The 18,823-nt window shown below is 53.2% G+C and carries 17 protein-coding genes and 1 other RNA gene; 13 read left to right on the top strand and 5 right to left on the bottom strand.

The genetic code is table 11. From position 1 onward, the window contains the following. Nucleotides 1-127 precede the first annotated feature (127 nt). Nucleotides 128-1,051: an agmatinase gene (speB, locus tag AAGQ96_RS17540; RefSeq protein ID WP_147199687.1), complete on the top strand. Its 924-nt coding sequence runs from the start codon at nucleotides 128-130 to the stop codon at nucleotides 1,049-1,051. A gap of 78 nt (nucleotides 1,052-1,129) precedes the next feature. Here the strand turns inward: speB and AAGQ96_RS17535 are convergent, their stop codons facing one another. Beyond that, nucleotides 1,130-1,882 (bottom strand): M48 family metallopeptidase, encoded by a 753-nt coding sequence (locus tag AAGQ96_RS17535; protein ID WP_342754170.1) that lies wholly within the window; start codon nucleotides 1,880-1,882, stop codon nucleotides 1,130-1,132. Between the two features lie 288 nt (nucleotides 1,883-2,170). Between AAGQ96_RS17535 and tkt the strand changes: the two genes are divergently transcribed. The 7 genes from tkt to AAGQ96_RS17500 all read left to right on the top strand — a co-directional run bounded on the left by tkt (nucleotide 2,171) and on the right by AAGQ96_RS17500 (nucleotide 10,837). Next, nucleotides 2,171-4,162 carry a transketolase gene (gene tkt, locus AAGQ96_RS17530; RefSeq protein WP_147199685.1) on the top strand — a complete coding sequence of 664 codons (1,992 nt, stop codon included), beginning with the start codon at nucleotides 2,171-2,173 and terminating at the stop codon, nucleotides 4,160-4,162. 507 nt (nucleotides 4,163-4,669) lie between these two features. Continuing rightward, nucleotides 4,670-5,716, top strand: coding sequence for an erythrose-4-phosphate dehydrogenase (gene epd, locus AAGQ96_RS17525; protein ID WP_147199684.1), 1,047 nt, complete (start codon nucleotides 4,670-4,672; stop codon nucleotides 5,714-5,716). A gap of 22 nt (nucleotides 5,717-5,738) precedes the next feature. Next, nucleotides 5,739-6,899 (top strand): phosphoglycerate kinase, encoded by a 1,161-nt coding sequence (gene pgk, locus AAGQ96_RS17520; protein ID WP_342754169.1) that lies wholly within the window; start codon nucleotides 5,739-5,741, stop codon nucleotides 6,897-6,899. 94 nt (nucleotides 6,900-6,993) lie between these two features. Then, nucleotides 6,994-8,073: a class II fructose-bisphosphate aldolase gene (fbaA, locus tag AAGQ96_RS17515; protein ID WP_147199682.1), complete on the top strand. Its 1,080-nt coding sequence runs from the start codon at nucleotides 6,994-6,996 to the stop codon at nucleotides 8,071-8,073. A gap of 193 nt (nucleotides 8,074-8,266) precedes the next feature. Further along, nucleotides 8,267-9,175 (top strand): small-conductance mechanosensitive channel MscS, encoded by a 909-nt coding sequence (gene mscS, locus AAGQ96_RS17510; RefSeq protein ID WP_147199681.1) that lies wholly within the window; start codon nucleotides 8,267-8,269, stop codon nucleotides 9,173-9,175. Between the two features lie 170 nt (nucleotides 9,176-9,345). Beyond that, entirely contained in the window at nucleotides 9,346-9,966 is a 621-nt protein-coding gene (gene argO, locus AAGQ96_RS17505; protein ID WP_342754168.1) for an arginine exporter ArgO, read from the top strand. Between the two features lie 145 nt (nucleotides 9,967-10,111). Beyond that, nucleotides 10,112-10,837 (top strand): oxidative stress defense protein, encoded by a 726-nt coding sequence (locus AAGQ96_RS17500; protein ID WP_147199680.1) that lies wholly within the window; start codon nucleotides 10,112-10,114, stop codon nucleotides 10,835-10,837. Between the two features lie 46 nt (nucleotides 10,838-10,883). On the opposite strand, the gene AAGQ96_RS17495 is transcribed toward AAGQ96_RS17500, so the two are convergent. Next, on the bottom strand, nucleotides 10,884-11,780 hold the full coding sequence (locus AAGQ96_RS17495) for a LysR family transcriptional regulator ArgP (protein WP_147199679.1): 897 nt from the start codon (nucleotides 11,778-11,780) through the stop codon (nucleotides 10,884-10,886). A 201-nt stretch (nucleotides 11,781-11,981) separates the two neighbouring features. Here AAGQ96_RS17495 and rpiA point away from each other — a divergent pair, with 201 nt between their 5' ends. Then, entirely contained in the window at nucleotides 11,982-12,641 is a 660-nt protein-coding gene (gene rpiA / locus AAGQ96_RS17490) for a ribose-5-phosphate isomerase RpiA (RefSeq protein ID WP_147199678.1), read from the top strand. Between the two features lie 295 nt (nucleotides 12,642-12,936). After that, complete coding sequence (gene serA, locus AAGQ96_RS17485; RefSeq protein ID WP_147199677.1) at nucleotides 12,937-14,172, top strand: phosphoglycerate dehydrogenase; 1,236 nt, start codon at nucleotides 12,937-12,939, stop codon at nucleotides 14,170-14,172. A gap of 34 nt (nucleotides 14,173-14,206) precedes the next feature. Here serA and AAGQ96_RS17480 read toward each other — a convergent pair whose 3' ends face one another. The 3 genes from AAGQ96_RS17480 to zapA form a co-directional block, all read right to left on the bottom strand. Continuing rightward, nucleotides 14,207-14,794, bottom strand: a complete 588-nt coding sequence (locus AAGQ96_RS17480) for a 5-formyltetrahydrofolate cyclo-ligase (RefSeq protein ID WP_342754167.1) — start codon at nucleotides 14,792-14,794, stop codon at nucleotides 14,207-14,209. A 179-nt stretch (nucleotides 14,795-14,973) separates the two neighbouring features. Next, a non-coding RNA gene (gene ssrS / locus AAGQ96_RS17475) (6S RNA) lies at nucleotides 14,974-15,158 on the bottom strand. A 41-nt stretch (nucleotides 15,159-15,199) separates the two neighbouring features. Continuing rightward, nucleotides 15,200-15,529: a cell division protein ZapA gene (gene zapA / locus AAGQ96_RS17470; protein ID WP_147199675.1), complete on the bottom strand. Its 330-nt coding sequence runs from the start codon at nucleotides 15,527-15,529 to the stop codon at nucleotides 15,200-15,202. A gap of 170 nt (nucleotides 15,530-15,699) precedes the next feature. On the opposite strand from zapA, the gene AAGQ96_RS17465 reads away from it, so the two are divergent. From AAGQ96_RS17465 to ubiH, 3 genes are read left to right on the top strand one after another with little or no spacing between them, the layout of a single operon-like run. Beyond that, nucleotides 15,700-16,278 (top strand): YecA family protein, encoded by a 579-nt coding sequence (locus tag AAGQ96_RS17465; protein ID WP_147199674.1) that lies wholly within the window; start codon nucleotides 15,700-15,702, stop codon nucleotides 16,276-16,278. Nucleotides 16,279-16,321: 43 nt separating this feature from the next. Next, on the top strand, nucleotides 16,322-17,635 hold the full coding sequence (gene pepP / locus AAGQ96_RS17460) for a Xaa-Pro aminopeptidase (RefSeq protein ID WP_342754166.1): 1,314 nt from the start codon (nucleotides 16,322-16,324) through the stop codon (nucleotides 17,633-17,635). Beyond that, nucleotides 17,635-18,813: a 2-octaprenyl-6-methoxyphenyl hydroxylase gene (gene ubiH, locus AAGQ96_RS17455; protein WP_342754165.1), complete on the top strand. Its 1,179-nt coding sequence runs from the start codon at nucleotides 17,635-17,637 to the stop codon at nucleotides 18,811-18,813. Before pepP ends, ubiH begins: the two co-directional genes overlap by 1 nt. The last annotated feature ends 10 nt before the right edge of the window (nucleotides 18,814-18,823 follow it).

Below are 18,823 nucleotides of genomic sequence, written 5' to 3'. Positions count from 1 at the left end.
CGGCACGCTGCCCGGCTCAGGCAATACGGTTATCAATCCCTTCCTCGTCGGGCTTAACGACGCGGCGGGGATTTTTTTCATCTTTACTTTTACGCGCCTACTGGCCAACAGCAAAAGAGGATTGGCAATGAATAACACTCTCGGCAATCAATACGACAACTCCCTGGTTTCAAACGCGTTTGGTTTTATGCGTTTCCCGGTTAACTTTCAGCCTTACGACAGCGACGCAGAATGGGTCATTACCGGTGTGCCTTTTGATGCGGCGACGTCGGGCCGCCCTGGCAGCCGCCTTGGCCCGGGCGCCATCCGTCAAATTTCTACCAACCTGGCCTGGGAAGGCTGCCGCTGGCCGTGGAAGTTCGATCTGCGTCAGCGCCTGAAAGTGATTGATTGCGGCGATCTGGTTTACGCGTTTGGCGATTCACAGGATCTGTCGGATAAATTGCAGGCGCATGCTGAAAAGCTGCTGGCTAATGGTAAGCGTATGCTGACCTTCGGCGGCGACCACTATGTAACGCTGCCGCTGCTGCGCGCCCACGCGAAGCATTTCGGGAAAATGGCGCTGGTGCATTTTGATGCCCATACCGACACTTATTCCAACGGCCCAACGTTTGACCACGGCACGATGTTCTACACGGCGCCGCAGGAAGGCCTGATCGATCCTGCTCATTCCGTGCAGATTGGTATTCGTACCGAGTTCGATGATTCTCTGGGCTTTAACGTGCTCGACGCAGCGCAGATCAACGATCGCAGCGTTGATGACATCATTGCCCAGGTGAAACAGATCGTTGGCGATATGCCGGTGTACCTGACTTTTGATATCGATTGTCTGGATCCGGCGCATGCGCCAGGTACGGGCACGCCAGTGATCGGTGGATTAACGACTGACAAAGCAACCAAGCTGGTACGCGGTCTGCAAGGGTTAAATATTGTGGGAATGGATCTGGTAGAGGTCGCGCCGGGTTACGATCAGTCTGATTTGACCTCTCTGGCGGCGGCGACGCTGGCGCTGGATATGCTGCATGTGCAGGCAGTGAACAAAGGCGAATAAAGCCCCAGGGCCCGCTTGCGTTTCTCACGGCACTATCAGGTCAACAATCAAAGGCCAGCGCGTGGCTGGCCTTTGTCATTATTTTCCTGCCGCAATCCGCTCCTTAATATGCTGTGCACGGGAAGCAGAGGAAGGATGGGAGTCAAACATTGTACTGCTGTTGCTGCCTTCCAGTTTCGCCAGTTTTTCAAAACTGGTTTCCAGCCCTTCTGGGTTGATGCCGCGCTTTTTCAACAGATCAAATGAGTAATCATCCGCCTGCGATTCCTGTTTTTGTGAGAACTGTGCATTCACCAGTTTCTCGCCCAGGTCGCCCAGCTGCGAGGCTGACAGCGTAGCAGCAATACCGCCAACGGAGGCCGCAGCAGAGCGTGCTGCCGTCGTGCCGTAAGCCACCTGCATCGCCCGACGCGTGTGCCCCAGCGCAACGTGACCCATTTCATGGCCCAGTACGCCTTCCACTTCGTTGTCGGTCATCATATCCATTAAACCGCTGTAGACACGGATACAGCCGTTCGCCATCGCCCAGGCATTAACATCCTTCGTGACGTAGACCTTATAGTTTGCCGGCGTGCCGTTAATATTATCGCCAAGCGCGGCGGCAATTTTATTCAGACGCTGGGTATAAACGCTGTCGGCAGGGGCAATTTGTGCCTCGCTATCCATTTGCTCGCAGGATTTCACACTGAGTTCTTTTACCTGCGCATCGCTGAGTGAGGCAGCCTGATAAGCCTGGGCACCCGACTGGAGCAGGGCATTGCTGTCAAAATTCTGACAACCAGAAAGTGCGGTGGCAACGGTCAGAGCCAGTAATGAAGCAGGGAGTTTCATATATTTTCATCCATTCCATAACAAGGTAATAAAAAACAATCACCTGCCGCTAAATAGCAGGGAAAAAGTGTGACTAAGAAGTAAACGTTATAACCGTACAGCGTACAAATGCATAGTTGCGACGGGCAAAAAACGCAAGTTTGGACCGGGTTTTTTGCACTTTTCGCCATGTACATGTTACCCCCCTTTCATGTACATTGAGGGTCGACTTTTACCACTTTGCCTGATAACTCATTGATTAAAATAGGTTAAGGACGGCGAAGCGTTTAATCCGATCTGGAGTAGAACATGTCTTCTCGTAAAGAGCTTGCGAACGCCATTCGCGCACTAAGTATGGATGCTGTACAGAAAGCCAAATCTGGCCACCCGGGCGCGCCTATGGGTATGGCGGATATTGCTGAGGTTCTGTGGCGTGACTTCCTGAATCACAACCCGACGAATCCTCTGTGGGCCGATCGCGACCGTTTCGTGCTGTCAAACGGCCACGGTTCGATGCTGATTTATAGCCTGCTGCACCTCAGCGGCTACGATCTGCCGATTGCTGAACTGGCTAACTTCCGTCAGCTGCACTCCAAAACGCCAGGCCACCCGGAGTTCGGTTACACCGCAGGCGTTGAAACCACCACGGGTCCGCTGGGACAGGGTATTGCTAACGCTGTCGGTATGGCGATTGCCGAGCGTACTCTGGCCGCGCAGTTCAACCGTCCGGGCCACGACGTTGTTGACCACAACACCTATGTGTTTATGGGCGACGGCTGCATGATGGAAGGCATCTCTCATGAAGTTTGCTCGCTGGCGGGCACGCTGAAACTGGGCAAGCTGGTTGCTTTCTATGACGACAACGGCATCTCTATCGACGGCCATATCGACGGCTGGTTCACCGATGATACCGCGGCGCGTTTCGAAGCTTATGGCTGGCACGTTGTTCGTGGCGTGGACGGTCACGACGCGGAAGCTATCCGTAAAGCCGTTGAAGAAGCCAAAGCGGTCAGCGATAAGCCTTCTCTGCTGATGTGCAAAACCGTGATTGGCTTTGGCTCACCAAACAAAGCCGGCACGCACGATTCACACGGCGCACCGCTGGGTGATGAAGAGATCGCACTGACCCGTAAGCAACTGGGCTGGAGCCATGCGCCATTCGAAATCCCACAGGACATTTACGCTCAGTGGGACGCGAAAGAGGCCGGTCAGGCGAAAGAAGCTGCGTGGAATGAAAAGTTCGCCGCCTACGCGAAAGCGCATCCTGAGCTGGCCCTCGAATTCCAGCGTCGTGTTAAAAACGAACTGCCGGAAAACTGGCAGAATGAGTCGCAGAAGTTCATCGAACAGCTGCAGGCGAACCCAGCTAAAATTGCCAGCCGTAAAGCTTCTCAGAACGCGCTGGAAGCCTTCGGCAAGCTGCTGCCAGAATATCTGGGCGGTTCCGCTGACCTCGCGCCAAGCAACCTGACCATGTGGTCCGGCTCTAAGCCAATCAATGAAGATGCCGCAGGCAACTATATTCATTATGGCGTACGCGAGTTCGGTATGACGGCGATCGCGAATGGCATTACGCTGCACGGCGGTTTCCTGCCTTATACCGCAACGTTCCTGATGTTTGTGGAATACGCTCGAAATGCTGCCCGTATGGCCGCGCTGATGAAAATTCGCCAGGTTATGGTCTATACCCATGACTCCATTGGTCTGGGCGAAGATGGTCCAACTCACCAGCCGGTAGAACAGCTTGCCAGCCTGCGCGTGACGCCAAACATGAGCGTATGGCGTCCGTGTGACCAGGTGGAATCAGCCGTAGCCTGGAAATATGCTATCGAACGTCACGACGGCCCAACCGCGCTGATCTTCTCCCGTCAGAATCTGGCGCAGCAGGATCGTGATGCTGAGCAGCTGGCTAACGTTGCGCGCGGTGCTTATGTGCTGAAAGATTGCGCAGGTCAGCCAGAAGTCATCCTGATTGCTACCGGTTCTGAAGTTGAGCTGGCGGTTGCCGCGTACGATCGTCTGACTGCGGAAGGCCGTAAGGCTCGCGTGGTTTCTATGCCGTCTACCGATGCGTTTGACAAGCAGGATGCTGCTTACCGCGAAGCCGTGCTGCCGAAAGCGGTTAGCGCGCGCGTTGCTATCGAAGCGGGTATTGCTGATTATTGGTTCAAATACACCGGCCTGAACGGCGCTATCGTTGGCATGACCACCTTCGGTGAGTCAGCACCAGCCGAGAAGCTGTTTGAAATCTTTGGCTTCACCGTGGATAACGTTGTCGCTAAAGCGAAAGCGCTGCTGTAAGACGTCAGGCTCGCCTGCTCAGGCAGGCGAGCCTGCCTAAAACCCTTAGCATTCACTGCCACCTCACGGCTGCAACAGGTTCCTTTTCGCGTTGCGGTTATTTCTGTTCGTTGCGTATGAATTTCGCTATTAACATAAAATGACTGGGAAAAATCTCATTTAAGCGGCGAGAGAGCAGTTTCGCCCTGGCGTATGCTAAGTTTGTGCTGATCGGAATGCGCGATCGCACCAGCCTGCCTGACTCTGCAATGCGATATTAATGGGATGTTTTTTGACCACTCTTTCCCCGAATGTGATCCGGGTCAGATTTTTAACCTGGGATTGATCTAACTCATTCCAATTATTCCGTATTGTCTTTATTGTAGCTGAACCGTTTCAGTCCGCGTATCGACTGACGGGATTGGAATCGAATGCAGGATTGAAGGCGCAAAAATTCCCTGTACAAATGTAAACGTCTGCCTCAGGCTAACGTTCCAGTTTTGCACTGAATTTTGCTGCAGGAGTGATATGACGGTTCGCATTGCCATAAACGGATTTGGTCGCATTGGGCGTAACGTACTGCGTGCGCTTTATGAAACCGGACGCCGCGCTGAAATTACCATTGTGGCCATTAATGAACTGGCGGAAGCGGCAGGCATGGCGCACCTGTTAAAATACGATACCAGCCACGGGCGGTTTGCCTGGGACGTTCGTCAGGAGCGAGATCTGCTGTGGGTGGGCGAAGATACCATTCGTATTTTGCATCGTGCAGAAATCGCCGATCTTCCCTGGCGCGAGCTTAATGTTGATATCGTTCTTGATTGCACCGGCGTGTTTGGCAGCCGGGCTGATGGCGAAGCTCATCTTGCCGCCGGCGCTAAAAAAGTGCTGTTTTCCCATCCCGGTGGAAACGACCTTGACGCCACCGTGGTCTTTGGCGTGAACGAAAAAGAACTCAAGCCCCACGACCTGATCGTCTCCAACGCCTCCTGTACCACTAACTGTATTATTCCGATTATCAAACTGCTGGATGACGCCTTCGGCATCGAGTCAGGCACGGTAACCACTATCCACTCTGCCATGCACGACCAGCAGGTTATTGATGCCTACCACACCGATTTACGGCGTACTCGTGCGGCCAGCCAGTCGATCATTCCGGTGGATACGCGCCTTGCCGCAGGCATTACGCGTATTTTTCCGAAATTTAACGATCGCTTTGAAGCCATCGCCGTGCGCGTGCCTACGATTAACGTGACGGCAATTGATTTAAGCGTCAGCGTACGGGCTGCGGTACGGGCCTGCGAGGTCAACGCGCTGCTGCAAAATGCCTCGGAAGAAACATTTAGTGGTATAGTTGACTATACGGAATTACCGTTAGTCTCCATAGATTTTAACCACGATCCGCACAGTGCCATTGTGGACGGCACCCAAACGCGGGTCAGCGGTCAGCACCTGATCAAGACGCTGGTCTGGTGCGACAACGAGTGGGGCTTTGCTAACCGAATGATTGACACGACGTTAGCCATGGCCGCAAGCGGTTTCAGCCAGGGCGCGGATTGCGCCTTTAAAATTTAGAGAATCAACGAGAGGACTCACCATGTCAGTAATTAAAATGACCGATTTGGATCTTGCCGGGAAACGCGTACTGATTCGTTCCGATTTGAATGTGCCAGTGAAAGAAGGGAAAGTGACTTCAGATGCACGTATCCGTGCTTCACTGCCGACTATCGAAGCGGCCCTGAAGCAGGGCGCAAAAGTGATGGTAACCTCTCACCTTGGTCGTCCGACCGAAGGTGAATATAATGAAGAATTCTCACTGCTTCCGGTGGTTAACTATCTGAAAGATAAACTTTCATCTCCAGTTCGCCTGGCGAAAGATTATCTGGACGGCGTTGAAATTGCAGACGGTGAGCTGGTCGTTCTGGAAAACGTGCGCTTTAACAAAGGCGAAAAGAAAGACGACGAAACGCTCGCTAAAAAATATGCTGCGCTGTGCGACATATATGTCATGGATGCCTTTGGTACGGCGCACCGCGCGCAGGCCTCTACTCACGGCGTTGGTAAATTTGCCCCTGTCGCCTGTGCTGGCCCGCTGCTGGCAGACGAGCTGGAAGCGCTGGGTAAAGCCCTGAAAAGCCCTGAGCGCCCAATGGTTGCCGTCGTCGGCGGTTCTAAAGTGTCTACCAAGTTCGACGTACTGAATTCACTGGTTAAAATTGCGGATACGGTCATCGTTGGCGGCGGTATCGCTAACACCTTCGTGGCTATCGATAACAACGTAGGCAAGTCACTGTACGAACCTGATTTCGTTGATGCAGCCAAAAAACTGCGTGATGAGTTCAAAATTCCGGTTCCAACGGATTCCCGCGTCGGCACCGAGTTCTCCGAAACTGCGCCTTCTACCGTCAAAAAAGTCAGCGAAGTGCAAGACAACGAAGAGATCATGGACTTTGGCGACGAAACTGCTGAAGCCATGGCTAAGCTGCTGAAAGAAGCCAAAACCATCCTGTGGAATGGCCCGGTGGGCGTGTTTGAGTTCCCTAACTTCCGTAAGGGCACTGAAATCGTCGCGAAAGCCATTGCAGACAGCGACGCATTCTCTATCGCAGGCGGCGGTGATACGCTGGCAGCAATCGACCTCTTCGGCATCGAAGACAAAATTTCCTACATTTCTACCGGCGGCGGTGCATTCCTGGAGTTCGTGGAAGGCAAAAAACTGCCAGCAGTAGCCATGCTGGAAGAGCGTGCAAAACAGTAATCTCTGGGGCGGGAGTTTTGCTCCCGCCTGAACGATTGACCTGACTATCAGGTACAGAATCTCTTACTACGACCGACGAAACAGGACAAAAGACATGTCTAAAATTTTTGATTTCGTAAAACCAGGCGTTGTCACCGGTGATGACGTACAGAAGATCTTCCAAGTCGCCAAAGAAAACAAATTCGCTCTGCCAGCCGTTAACTGCGTGGGCACTGACTCAATCAACGCCGTTCTGGAAACCGCTGCGAAAGTAAAAGCGCCGGTCATCATCCAGTTCTCTAACGGCGGTGCGGCATTTATTGCCGGCAAAGGCCTGAAATCCGATAAGCCACAGGCTGCGGCAATTCTGGGCGCTATCTCTGGTGCGCATCACGTTCATCAGATGGCTGAGCACTACGGTGTGCCAGTTATCCTGCACACTGACCACTGCGCGAAAAAACTGCTGCCGTGGATCGATGGTCTGCTGGATGCCGGTGAAGCTCACTTTGCCAAAACAGGTAAACCACTGTTCTCTTCTCACATGATCGATCTGTCAGAAGAGTCTCTGGAAGAAAACATCGAAATCAGCAGCAAATATCTGGCACGCATGGCGAAAATCGACATGACGCTGGAAATCGAATTGGGCTGTACCGGCGGTGAAGAAGATGGCGTAGACAACAGCCATATGGATGCTTCTGCACTGTACACTCAGCCAGAAGATGTTGATTACGCTTACACCAAGCTGAACGCTATCAGCCCACGCTTCACCATTGCGGCCTCTTTCGGCAACGTACACGGTGTTTATAAGCCAGGCAACGTCAAGCTGACCCCAACCATCCTGCGTGATTCTCAGGAATATGTGACCAAAAAACATAACCTGCCGCATAACTCGCTGGATTTCGTTTTCCACGGTGGTTCTGGTTCTTCCGCTGCTGAGATTGAAGAGTCAATCGGCTACGGCGTGATTAAAATGAATATCGATACCGACACCCAATGGGCGACCTGGGACGGCATCCTGCAATACTACAAAAAGAACGAAGGCTACCTTCAGGCCCAGCTGGGTAACCCGGAAGGCGCTGATAAGCCAAACAAAAAATACTACGATCCGCGTGTATGGCTGCGTTCTGCCCAGACTTCAATGATTACTCGTCTGGAACAGGCATTCAAAGAGCTGAATGCGGTAGACGTGCTTTAAGCGAAAACGTCTTGCTGAATAAAAGGCCCCTTTATGGGGTCTTTTTTTTGCCCGTCAGGTAACAAATTATTAATTTCACTGGATATTTGGCAGTACGCCCCATTTTTGGTTACGCTTGTTGTTTGGGATGTCAGCATTGCCTGGCAATGAATAACTGCGAACGCTCAGTTGAGAGCAACAACAGGATAATCAGATGGAAGATCTAAACGTAGTAGATGGCGTTAACCGAGCGGGTAGCTGGCTGGTTCATAACCAGGCACTGCTACTGAGCTATGCGGTCAATATTGTTGCCTCAATAATCATCATTATCATTGGCGTATTGGTTGCAAAAATTGTCTCTAACGCACTGAATAAAGTGCTTAAAGCACGACATATCGATACAACCGTATGCGACTTCCTGGCGGCCATTGCCCGTTATGGCATCATCGCCTTTACGCTGACCGCCGCATTAAACCGTGTCGGCGTGCAAACGGCCTCGGTGATTGCACTGTTAGGCGCAATTGGTCTGGCCGCAGGTCTGGCGGTGCAGGGTGCGCTGAGTAACCTGGCCGCAGGCGTACTGCTGGTGATCTTCCGTCCTTTCCGTACCGGTGACTTTATCGATATCGGCGTAATGGGAACCGTACAGAACGTACAGATTTTCTCGACTACGCTGAAATCAGCCGATGGTAAGACGGTCGTCGTGCCAAACGGTAAAATCATTGCTGGTAATATCGTTAACTATTCCCGCGAGCCGGTGCGCCGTAATGAATTCATTATCGGTGTGGCCTATGACGCGGATGTCGATCGGGTGCTTAAACTGTTGCGCGAAGTGGTTGATGCCGATCCGCGTGTTCTCCAGGATATGGGCGTTCAGATTGGGCTGAATGAACTGGCAGCATCATCAGTGAACTTTGTGGTGCGCTGCTGGAGCAATGCGGGCGATCTGCAAAATGTTTACTGGGATCTGATGAAAAACTTCAAGCGTACGCTGGATGCTAACAATATAGGCATTCCTTATCCGCAGATGGATGTTCACCTGCATCAGGATAAAACGGCTGAGCCAAAAGAAGAGGCTGACGCGCAGACGTTAAGCAAAGCAGAACCGGTGACTTCTAAGTAATATCAGACGATTTTGCCCGATAATCTTCTCAGAAGAGCGGACATCAGTGCCGCTCTTTTTTTAGTTCTGCATCATTAGCTATTCTGATAAACCATAAGTTCTTTCCATTTCCTCTAATGTTAACCTCGCTATAAACTCGCCGCCACCAGGTTAAGATTGAGGAATAGACCATGATTTCTGTTTTTTTCCAGGGGATGGCGTTGGGTGCCGCGCTGATCCTGCCTTTGGGGCCACAAAACGCGTTCGTGATGAACCAGGGCGTTCGCAGACAGTATCATTTGATGACGGCAGGTCTCTGCACGCTAAGCGATATTGTATTGATTTGCGCCGGGGTATTTGGCGGCAGCGCATTATTAACGCAGTCACCGTTGCTGCTTAACCTGGTGACATGGGGCGGGGTACTGTTTCTGCTCTGGTATGGTCTGGGTGCCTTACGTACCGCCGCCAGCGGTAATATTGAACTGGCCAGCGCTAACGCGCTGAGGCAGGGGCGCTGGCGAATTGTCGCAACAATGATGGCCGTCACCTGGCTTAATCCGCATGTCTATATTGACACCTTTATGGTGCTCGGAAGCCTGGGCGGACAATTACCTGCCGAATCTCGCCGCTGGTTTGCGCTCGGCTCGGCCAGCGCTTCGCTGCTGTGGTTTTTCAGTCTGGCGCTGCTGGCAGCCTGGCTCTCTCCCCGATTAAACACCGCGACGTCTCAGCGTGTTATTAACCTGGTGGTTGGGCTGGTAATGTGGGCGATTGCGTTAAAACTGGCTCTTCAGGCGTTAGGCTGGTTGTAAAGAAACGTACTCCAGGAATGGAGATCATAGTCGGAGAGCGATTCAGGCACTAACATAAGCTGTTGCACTATAACGGAACAATTGACTGGCGGTTCGTGCCGTCCGTTTTCTGCCCGGATGTGATTAAATCCCATGGAGGAATTCAGTGAAGCTTACAAAATCGGCTCTGGCCGCAATAGTTGGATTGTCTGTTCTACCTGCCGCAGCAATGGCTGATGAATTACCCAATGGCCCGCACGTGGTGACATCAGGCCAGGCCAGCGTAGACGCTACGCCTGATATTGCCACGCTGGCAATAGAAGTCAGTGTGTCATCAAAAGATGCTTCAGAAGCGAAAAAGCAGGCTGACGCGCGCGTCGCCCAGTATTTCGATTTTCTGCAAAAAAACGGCATTGAGAAGAAAGATATTAATGCTGCTAACCTGCGTACTCAGCCTGAATATGATTATCTGAAAGACGGTAAATCAGAGCTGAAAGGCTATCGTGCCGTACGTCAGGTTCAGGTCACGCTACGCCAGCTGGACAAGTTGAATGAGCTGTTGGATGGGGCGTTGAAGTCCGGTCTGAATGAAATCCGCTCCGTGGAGCTGGGCGTGGCGAACCCTGACAGCTACCGTGATAAAGCCCGTCAGGCCGCTATCGAGAATGCCACTCAGCAGGCAGGTGCGCTGGCGAAAGGCTTTAACACTCAGTTAGGGCCGGTCTACAGCATCCGCTACCACGTTGCCAACTATCAGCCGATGCCGGTGGCCAGAATGTTTAAAGCTGCTGACGCCGCGCCAATGACCTCCGCCGCGCAGACCTACGAGCAGCAGAGTATTCATTTTGACGATCAGGTTGATGTGGTGTTTGAGCTGAAACGTAATCCGTAGCAGCTTGTACGACAGCTGTACCAAAGGGCCATCCGGCCCTTTAATTTTATTCGCTTTGACGCAGTACGCGATGCCCGTGTGCAATCAGCGCATCGGTCACTTTACGCATCAGGCGGCTTTCCGGGGCAAAGCGGTGCCAGTAAAGCATACGGCGCTGAAACAGGCCCGGTGTTAAATCGATCAGATCGCCTTCCGCCAGCTCGCGTTCAATTTGCAGATGCGGGATCATACAGCAGGTTGTTCCCTGCCGCGCCAGCTGCACAAAAGCCTCTGAAGAGTTGACGATATGGCAGGGCACGCTACCCGGCGACAGATCGAAATTCTGCTGTAAAAAAGCCTGATGCATATCATCAAGATGATCAAAAGCGACCGCTGGCGCTTTCAGCAGCGCAGAGCGCGTCACGCCATTCGGGAAATAGCGGGCGGCAAACTCTTTTGAACCCACAAAGAGGTAATCCAGCGCCCCTAACCGATCGACGAGGCAGCTAGGCAGCGGCTGAGGCTGGATACTGACCGCGCCGACAACTTCACCACGACGCAGCCGTTCCTGGGTACGGCTTTCGTCTTCTACCTGTAAATTAAGGCGCACGGGAGAATCCGTCAGGACGGTTTTCAGCGCGGGCAGCAGCCAGGTTGCCAGACTGTCGGCATTGACCGCCAGCGACAGCAGCAAAGGCGTCGTACCGCTGTTCTCGTCGCCCAGCCATTCTTCTTCCAGCAGCTCGACCTGATGCAGTAAGGCCAGCAATTTTTGTCCCTGCTCAGTAGGGCGGGGTGGAACGGTACGTACCAGCAACGGCTGGCCGAACATATTTTCCAACTGTTTGATGCGTTGGGAAACGGCCGACTGAGTAATACAAAGCTTTTGCGCTGCACGTTCAAAACCGCGCTCGCGGATCACTGCATCCAGCGCCTGAAGCGTTCGATAATCCGGGCGTTTCATTGTTCGTTTAACTCTCTTTCAGGTGTGAAGTTTGCACTATGCCACATTTTTGTCATTTTGCCCTGTGCAATGAAGCGTTTATCCCACAAGGCTGCGAGCTGGCTTCCAGACTGTCAACAAATCCGCCGTGAACAGGGATTTTTTTTGGGTGGTTGTTTTATACTACCGCCACACAACAGCAGCACGGATTTTAAATTTACCATGACGCAGGATGAACTGAAAAAAGCCGTTGGTTGGGCCGCTCTGCAATACGTTCAACCCGGCACCATCGTTGGTGTGGGTACCGGCTCTACCGCCGCGCACTTCATTGATGCTCTGGGATCGATGAAACAGCAAATTGAAGGGGCGGTATCCAGTTCGGACGCCTCAACATTGCGGTTGAAAAGCCTGGGGATCCCCGTTTTCGATCTGAATGAGGTCGATTCCCTGTCGGTCTATGTTGATGGTGCCGACGAAATCAACGGCTTTATGCAGATGATCAAAGGCGGTGGCGCAGCCCTGACCCGTGAAAAAATCATTGCTGCGGTTGCAGATAAATTTGTCTGTATCGCCGATGAATCCAAGCAGGTCGACGTGCTTGGCAAGTTCCCGCTGCCGGTAGAGGTTATTCCGATGGCGCGTAGCTTCGTCGCGCGAGAACTGGTGAAGTTGGGCGGTCTGCCCGAGTACCGTCAGCAGGTCGTTACCGATAACGGCAATGTCATCCTGGACGTGCATAATTTACATATACTGGATGCCGTCGCGCTGGAAAAGGCGATCAATGCTCTGCCTGGGGTGGTTACCGTTGGCTTGTTCGCCACCCGTTCTGCTGATATCGCATTGATTGGCACCGCCAGCGGCGTAAAAACCATACAAAAATGATCTTACCGGCGCGATGGCCGCGTCGGTTAATTTTTAATAAAAAACATCTTTTATTTTACAGGCCAAATTCGGTGACTTATGTCACATAATTTTCTCAGACAGGGCGATCCTGCTGATGAAGGTCTGCGCATCGTGATTATCTGTTGATTTAGAGGGATGCTTTTCTCCGCAGTACTGCACCCCAGGCAATCGTTTGTATTGCCGCGCGCGTAAATTTTGATATTTTGACAGAAGGCTGGCTTATTACCCACGGGGTAACCAGCCACTTCTGAAGTCTGCTAAATAGGGTCGGGAAATGGCAAAAGTATCACTGGAGAAAGACAAGATTAAGTTCCTGTTGGTCGAAGGCGTGCATCAGAGCGCGGTAGAGAATCTGCGGGCGTCTGGCTATACCAACATCGAATTTCATAAGGGTGCACTGGACAGCGAAACGCTGAAAGAGTCCATCCGCGACGCGCATTTTATCGGCATTCGCTCGCGTACCCATCTCACCGAAGACATTTTTGCGGCGGCTGAGAAGCTGGTAGCGGTAGGCTGTTTCTGCATCGGAACCAATCAGGTCGATCTGAACGCCGCGGCTAAGCGAGGAATTCCGGTCTTTAACGCGCCTTTCTCCAATACCCGATCCGTCGCTGAACTGGTTATCGGCGAACTGCTGCTGATGCTGCGCGGCGTGCCAGCGGCGAATGCCAAAGCGCATCGCGGCATCTGGAACAAACTGGCCGTTGGGTCTTATGAAGCTCGCGGCAAAAAGCTGGGCATCATTGGCTACGGCCATATCGGTATGCAGCTGGGCGTGCTGGCAGAAAGCTTAGGTATGCATGTCTATTTCTACGATATCGAAAGCAAGCTGCCGTTGGGTAATGCAACGCAGGTGCGCTACCTGTCAGAACTGCTGAATATGAGCGACGTCGTCAGCCTGCACGTGCCGGAAACGGCTTCAACGCAGAATATGATGGGTGCTGAAGAGCTGGCCATGATGAAACCGGGCTCGCTGCTTATTAACGCCTCCCGCGGCACCGTGGTCGATATCCCCGCGCTGTGCAAAGTGCTGGCTGATAAGCATCTGGCGGGCGCGGCGATTGACGTGTTCCCGGAAGAGCCTGCCACAAACAGCGACCCGTTCAATTCACCACTGTGTGAATTCGACAACGTGATCCTGACGCCGCATATCGGTGGATCGACTCAGGAAGCACAGGAAAATATCGGTATTGAAGTGGCCGGTAAGCTGGCGAAATACTCTGACAATGGTTCAACGCTGTCTGCGGTGAACTTCCCGGAAGTTTCCCTGCCGATGCATGGCCAGCAAAGCCGCCTGCTGCACATCCACGAGAACCGTCCGGGCGTTCTGACCGCCATCAACAACATATTCGCCGGTCAGGGCGTCAACATCGCGGCACAGTACCTGCAAACCACGCCGCAGATGGGCTATGTCGTGATTGATATTGATGCGCCTCAGGATGTAGCAAACACCGCGCTACAGCTAATGAAAGCTATCCCGGGAACCATCCGCGCACGTCTGCTCTACTAACTGCCTGCGTGAGGAGAAGCGATTCTCCTCACCTTTACCACTGCCACAGTTTTGACGGCGTGATTATCGCTTTCAGCGGGACGTCCCAATCGGCCACTGGCAGTGCCTCAACCTGCTGGCAGTCATGCGCCAGGCCAATCGGCAAAACATTATGCTGCTGCCAGTTTTGCAGCGTACGATCGTAAAATCCGCCCCCCATGCCCAGTCGCTGTCCTTGATTGTCAAAAGCGACCAGCGGCACCATCAACACATCCAGCTCGCTCAACGTTGCCAGATTGCGAATATCTAACGGCGGTTCAGGAATGCCCAGACGATTTGGCGTAAGCACGGTATCAGTATCGTAACGGAAGAAAAGCAGCTGGCCTTTAGAAAAAGGATGCAGCACCGGCAGATAAACCCGCTGATTATGTTGCCAGAATTTAGCAATCAGCGGCCGTGTGTTCAGCTCGCCATCGAAAGAGAGAAAGAGGGCGATTTTTTTGGCCTGCTGGATGGCGGGGAAATTTAGGGCGTGTTCGGCAACATGGATGGCAGCCTGCTGCTGTTGCTCTGACGTTAATCCACGACGCAAGTGACGTACGTGAGTGCGGATATCCTGCCGGTCAAGAAGGCTGGGGTTCATAGGTTTTACCGTATCAGTTAAGCAAAAAGGCGCGTCAGGGCTATCGCGTTAACAAACTGAAACCACGACAAACAGCCTGTAGTTTTACACTAACAGAGAAGGATATTGCCATACGGTAAGGGGAATTTTGACCCTCAGGGTGAGAGCTGATGACCGGGGGATAATGCAAGGTAAAGAAGGGAATCTCCGAGATGCCGCCGCAGGCTGTAACCCTTGAACCCTTGGTTCAAGGTGAATGTACCGTCGCTACCATCAGGCTTCTCGGACGGACCGAGCATGCTCACAGGTAGCAGAGCGCCACACTCTGTTTGGTATGAAATATCGGCTCAGGGGACTGGCCCGCTTGCAAACATCTCAGAGAATTTTTTACTTCACCGTCACTGTATCACAGATAACGCTGATGTGTTATTCGAATTGGGCTCCGGTTCGCTCCGTAATGCGACCTTGTTCAAGCAGCGCCTGCTCAATGGTCTGCTGAAGCATCCGGATACGCTGCTCCATGTTACTGGCATAATCGCGGGTTTTCATTTTTTCCTGCGCCAGTTCATGACAAATATTCAGTGCAGCGATAAACACCAATTGTTCGGTATTGGTGACTCTAGTGCGAACTTTCAGATCCTGCAACCGCTGATTAAGGTCTTCGGCAGCCAGATTCAGCGCATCTTGCTGTTCAGGCGGACAATTCACTCTTAAAGAACGGCCAAAAATTTGGATATCTACGGGCTGTGCAGACATAAAACCATCCTGACTGATTACTTCGCCGCCAATCTCCCTTACTGCTCAAAGGCTTGGGAGCGGCGCAACTATAACTACCCCTGGCAGAAGAAACAACCCCTTTCTGGAATCAAAGAGGCACCTGGTGGTAGCATAACACGAACTTATCCAGCCAACGATGACCAAAACGTATGTCACTATCAAACACAATGCCGGGCTATGACACGCTGGCTTCAGCAATGACGCAGCAGGGAGTAGGCATGACGCCTGCTGAAATGCATGGCCTGATTAGCGGAATTCTCTGCGGTGGCAACAAGGACAGTAGCTGGCAGGCCCTGGTACATGACTTAACTAACGAAGGGATGGCCTTTTCGCAATCACTGGCGCAGCCGCTTACTCAGCTGCATCAGGCAACCAGCGACACGCTGGAAGAAGACGGCTTCCTGTTTCAACTTTATCTGCCGGAAGATGACGATATCACCGTGTTTGACCGCGCTGATGCGCTGGCTGGCTGGGTGAACCATTTTCTGCTTGGCCTGGGCGTATCACAGCCTAAGCTCGACAAAGTGAAAGGGGAAACCGGTGAAGCCATTGACGATCTGCGCACCATTGCTCAGCTCGGCTATGATGAAGATGAAGACCAGGAAGAGTTGGAACAGTCGCTGGAAGAGGTGATTGAGTACGTGCGCGTTGCGGCGCTGCTCTGTCATGACACCTTTACCCGCGTAATGCCAACCGCAGTGGAAGTCAAAAAACCGACCCTGCATTAGTCGGACGGGCCGGAATTAAATGGACTGCATTCAGGAGAAGCTGATGACCCAGCAAGAGTTTGTGCGCCGTCGCCAGGCGCTGCTGGCAAAAATGGCACCGGCCAGCGCGGCGGTCATTTTTGCCGCACCGGAAGCGACCCGCAGCAATGATAGCGAATACCCTTTTCGCCAGAACAGCGATTTTTGGTATTTCACCGGTTTCAACGAGCCAGAAGCGGTGCTGGTGCTGATTAAAAGCGCTGAAAGCCACAATCACAGCGTCTTATTTAATCGCGTACGTGATTTAACCGCTGAAATCTGGTTTGGCCGCCGTCTGGGGCAGGATGCTGCGCCAGAGAAGCTTTCGGTCGATCGCGCGCTACCTTACGACACTATCAGCGAACAGCTGCCTCAGCTGCTGAACGGTCTGGATGTGGTTTATCATGCTCAGGGGTTGTACGCGCATGCCGATACGCAGCTGTTTGCCGCGCTGGAAAAACTGCGTCGGGGCTCAAGACAAAATCTCTCTGCGCCGGCAACGCTGACCGACTGGCGACCCTGGGTGCATGAAATGCGGCTCTTCAAATCCTCTGCCGAGCTGGCCATGCTGCGTGAAGCAGGGCGCATCAGCGCGCTCGCTCATACCAGAGCGATGCAGCAATGCCGCCCGGGTATGTATGAATATCAGCTGGAAGGCGAAATTCAACATGAATTTAACCGTCACGGTGCCCGTTTTCCTTCATATAACACTATTGTCGGGTCGGGCGAGAACGGCTGTATTCTGCATTACACCGAAAACGAATCAGAAATGCGCGATGGCGATCTGGTCCTGATCGATGCCGGATGCGAATTGCAGGGATATGCAGGCGATATCACCCGTACTTTCCCGGTAAACGGCAAGTTTACTGCGCCCCAACGGGCGGTCTATAACATCGTACTGGCTTCGCTTTACAAAGCGCTGGAGCTGTTCCGGCCAGGCACCAGCATCCGCGAAGTGAATGCTGAAGTTGTGCGGATCATGGTGACAGGACTGGTCGAGCTGGGCGTCATGAGCGGCGACGTGGAGACGCTGATTGCTGAACAGGCTCACCGCCAGTTTTTCATGCACGGGCTTAGCCACTGGCTGGGGCTGGACGTACACGATGTCGGCTTTTACGGCAACGAACGCGATCGCGTGCTGGAACCAGGCATGGTACTCACCGTTGAACCCGGTTTGTATATTGCGCCGGATGCAGATGTTCCGGCTGAATACCGCGGCATCGGTATTCGTATTGAAGATGACATCATCATTACCGGGCAGGGCAACGAAAACCTGACGGACACCGTGGTAAAAGACCCGGATGATATTGAAGCCCTGATGGCGGCAGCGAAAGCGTAATGAGTATTGTTATTGCAGGCGGAGGGATGGCTGGGGCGACGCTGGCGCTGGCTATCTCTCATCTTACTCAGGGCCAGCTGGCGGTCACGCTGGTGGAAGCCACTGAACCTTCCTCGCGGTCGCATCCGGGCTACGATGGTCGGGCCATTGCGCTTGCCGAAGGCACGTGCCAACAGCTGGCGGCGATCAATCTGTGGCCCTCGCTGAAATCGTGCGCGACGGGGATCACGCATGTGCACGTTAGCGATCGGGGCCACGCCAGTTTTGTTTCGCTGGATGCAAAGGATTACGGTATTTCCGCGCTGGGTCAGGTGGTCGAGCTGCATGATATTGGCCAGCGACTGTTTGCTCTGTTGCAAAAAGCGCCGGGTGTACGGACAGTTTGCCCGGCAAAAGTAACAGAGGTTAAACGCACGCCCGATCGGGTTCAGGTCTCGCTCAGCAATGGTGAAAGCTTAGCGGCTCAGCTTATCGTGGCTGCGGATGGGTCACGCTCGTCCATCGCGGCGGCGTGCGGCATTCAGTGGCAGTCTCAGGATTATCAGCAGGTTGCAGTCATTGCTAATGTTTCTACCGCGCAGCCTCATGAAGGACGAGCCTTTGAGCGTTTCACCCGTCATGGTCCGCTGGCGCTGCTGCCGATGTCCGGTGGCCGTAGCTCGCTGGTCTGGTGTCATCCGTTAGCCGATAAGCCAAAGGTCGATGGCTGGAGCGAACAACGCTTTCTCAGTGAATTGCAGAACGCGTTTGGCTGGCGGCTGGGACGTTTTACGCAGGTCGGACGGCGGCACAGCTACCCGCTTCAGCTTCAGGCGTCCTCGCAGCACGTTTCCCACCGGCTGGCGCTGGTCGGCAATGCCGCTCAGACGCTGCACCCCATTGCCGGACAGGGCTTTAATTTAGGTATTCGTGATGTCATGACGCTGGCTGAAACCGTAGCTGGCGCGTGGCGCGCGGGACAGGATCCGGGCAGCTACGCCATTTTACAGCAGTATCAGCAACGCCGTCAGCCGGATGCCATGGCGACTATTGGCATCACCGACAGTCTGGTCCGGTTATTTGCTAACCGCTACACGCCGCTGGTGCTGGGACGAAATCTGGGCCTGATGGCGATGGACTCCCTGCCGGTAATGCGTAATTTGCTGGCCGAGCGCACGTTAGGCTGGGTCGAGCGTTAAGGAGAAAAGC

This window comes from Pantoea sp. MBD-2R (assembly GCF_039134845.1).
In the GTDB taxonomy this organism is placed as follows: domain Bacteria; phylum Pseudomonadota; class Gammaproteobacteria; order Enterobacterales; family Enterobacteriaceae; genus Erwinia.
Note: the sequence above shows the minus strand (reverse complement) of the source record. Positions and strands in the feature narration are given on the sequence as shown.

What these genes read in the sequence shown, in the direction of transcription:
- speB (WP_147199687.1), top strand. Translation starts at nt 128, where the DNA reads ATGAATAACACTCTCGGCAATCAATACGACAACTCCCTGGTTTCAAAC.
- AAGQ96_RS17535 (WP_342754170.1), bottom strand. Translation starts at nt 1,882, where the DNA reads ATGAAACTCCCTGCTTCATTACTGGCTCTGACCGTTGCCACCGCACTT.
- tkt (WP_147199685.1), top strand. Translation starts at nt 2,171, where the DNA reads ATGTCTTCTCGTAAAGAGCTTGCGAACGCCATTCGCGCACTAAGTATG.
- epd (WP_147199684.1), top strand. Translation starts at nt 4,670, where the DNA reads ATGACGGTTCGCATTGCCATAAACGGATTTGGTCGCATTGGGCGTAAC.
- pgk (WP_342754169.1), top strand. Translation starts at nt 5,739, where the DNA reads ATGTCAGTAATTAAAATGACCGATTTGGATCTTGCCGGGAAACGCGTA.
- fbaA (WP_147199682.1), top strand. Translation starts at nt 6,994, where the DNA reads ATGTCTAAAATTTTTGATTTCGTAAAACCAGGCGTTGTCACCGGTGAT.
- mscS (WP_147199681.1), top strand. Translation starts at nt 8,267, where the DNA reads ATGGAAGATCTAAACGTAGTAGATGGCGTTAACCGAGCGGGTAGCTGG.
- argO (WP_342754168.1), top strand. Translation starts at nt 9,346, where the DNA reads ATGATTTCTGTTTTTTTCCAGGGGATGGCGTTGGGTGCCGCGCTGATC.
- AAGQ96_RS17495 (WP_147199679.1), bottom strand. Translation starts at nt 11,780, where the DNA reads ATGAAACGCCCGGATTATCGAACGCTTCAGGCGCTGGATGCAGTGATC.
- rpiA (WP_147199678.1), top strand. Translation starts at nt 11,982, where the DNA reads ATGACGCAGGATGAACTGAAAAAAGCCGTTGGTTGGGCCGCTCTGCAA.
- serA (WP_147199677.1), top strand. Translation starts at nt 12,937, where the DNA reads ATGGCAAAAGTATCACTGGAGAAAGACAAGATTAAGTTCCTGTTGGTC.
- AAGQ96_RS17480 (WP_342754167.1), bottom strand. Translation starts at nt 14,794, where the DNA reads ATGAACCCCAGCCTTCTTGACCGGCAGGATATCCGCACTCACGTACGT.
- zapA (WP_147199675.1), bottom strand. Translation starts at nt 15,529, where the DNA reads ATGTCTGCACAGCCCGTAGATATCCAAATTTTTGGCCGTTCTTTAAGA.
- AAGQ96_RS17465 (WP_147199674.1), top strand. Translation starts at nt 15,700, where the DNA reads ATGTCACTATCAAACACAATGCCGGGCTATGACACGCTGGCTTCAGCA.
- pepP (WP_342754166.1), top strand. Translation starts at nt 16,322, where the DNA reads ATGACCCAGCAAGAGTTTGTGCGCCGTCGCCAGGCGCTGCTGGCAAAA.
- ubiH (WP_342754165.1), top strand. Translation starts at nt 17,635, where the DNA reads ATGAGTATTGTTATTGCAGGCGGAGGGATGGCTGGGGCGACGCTGGCG.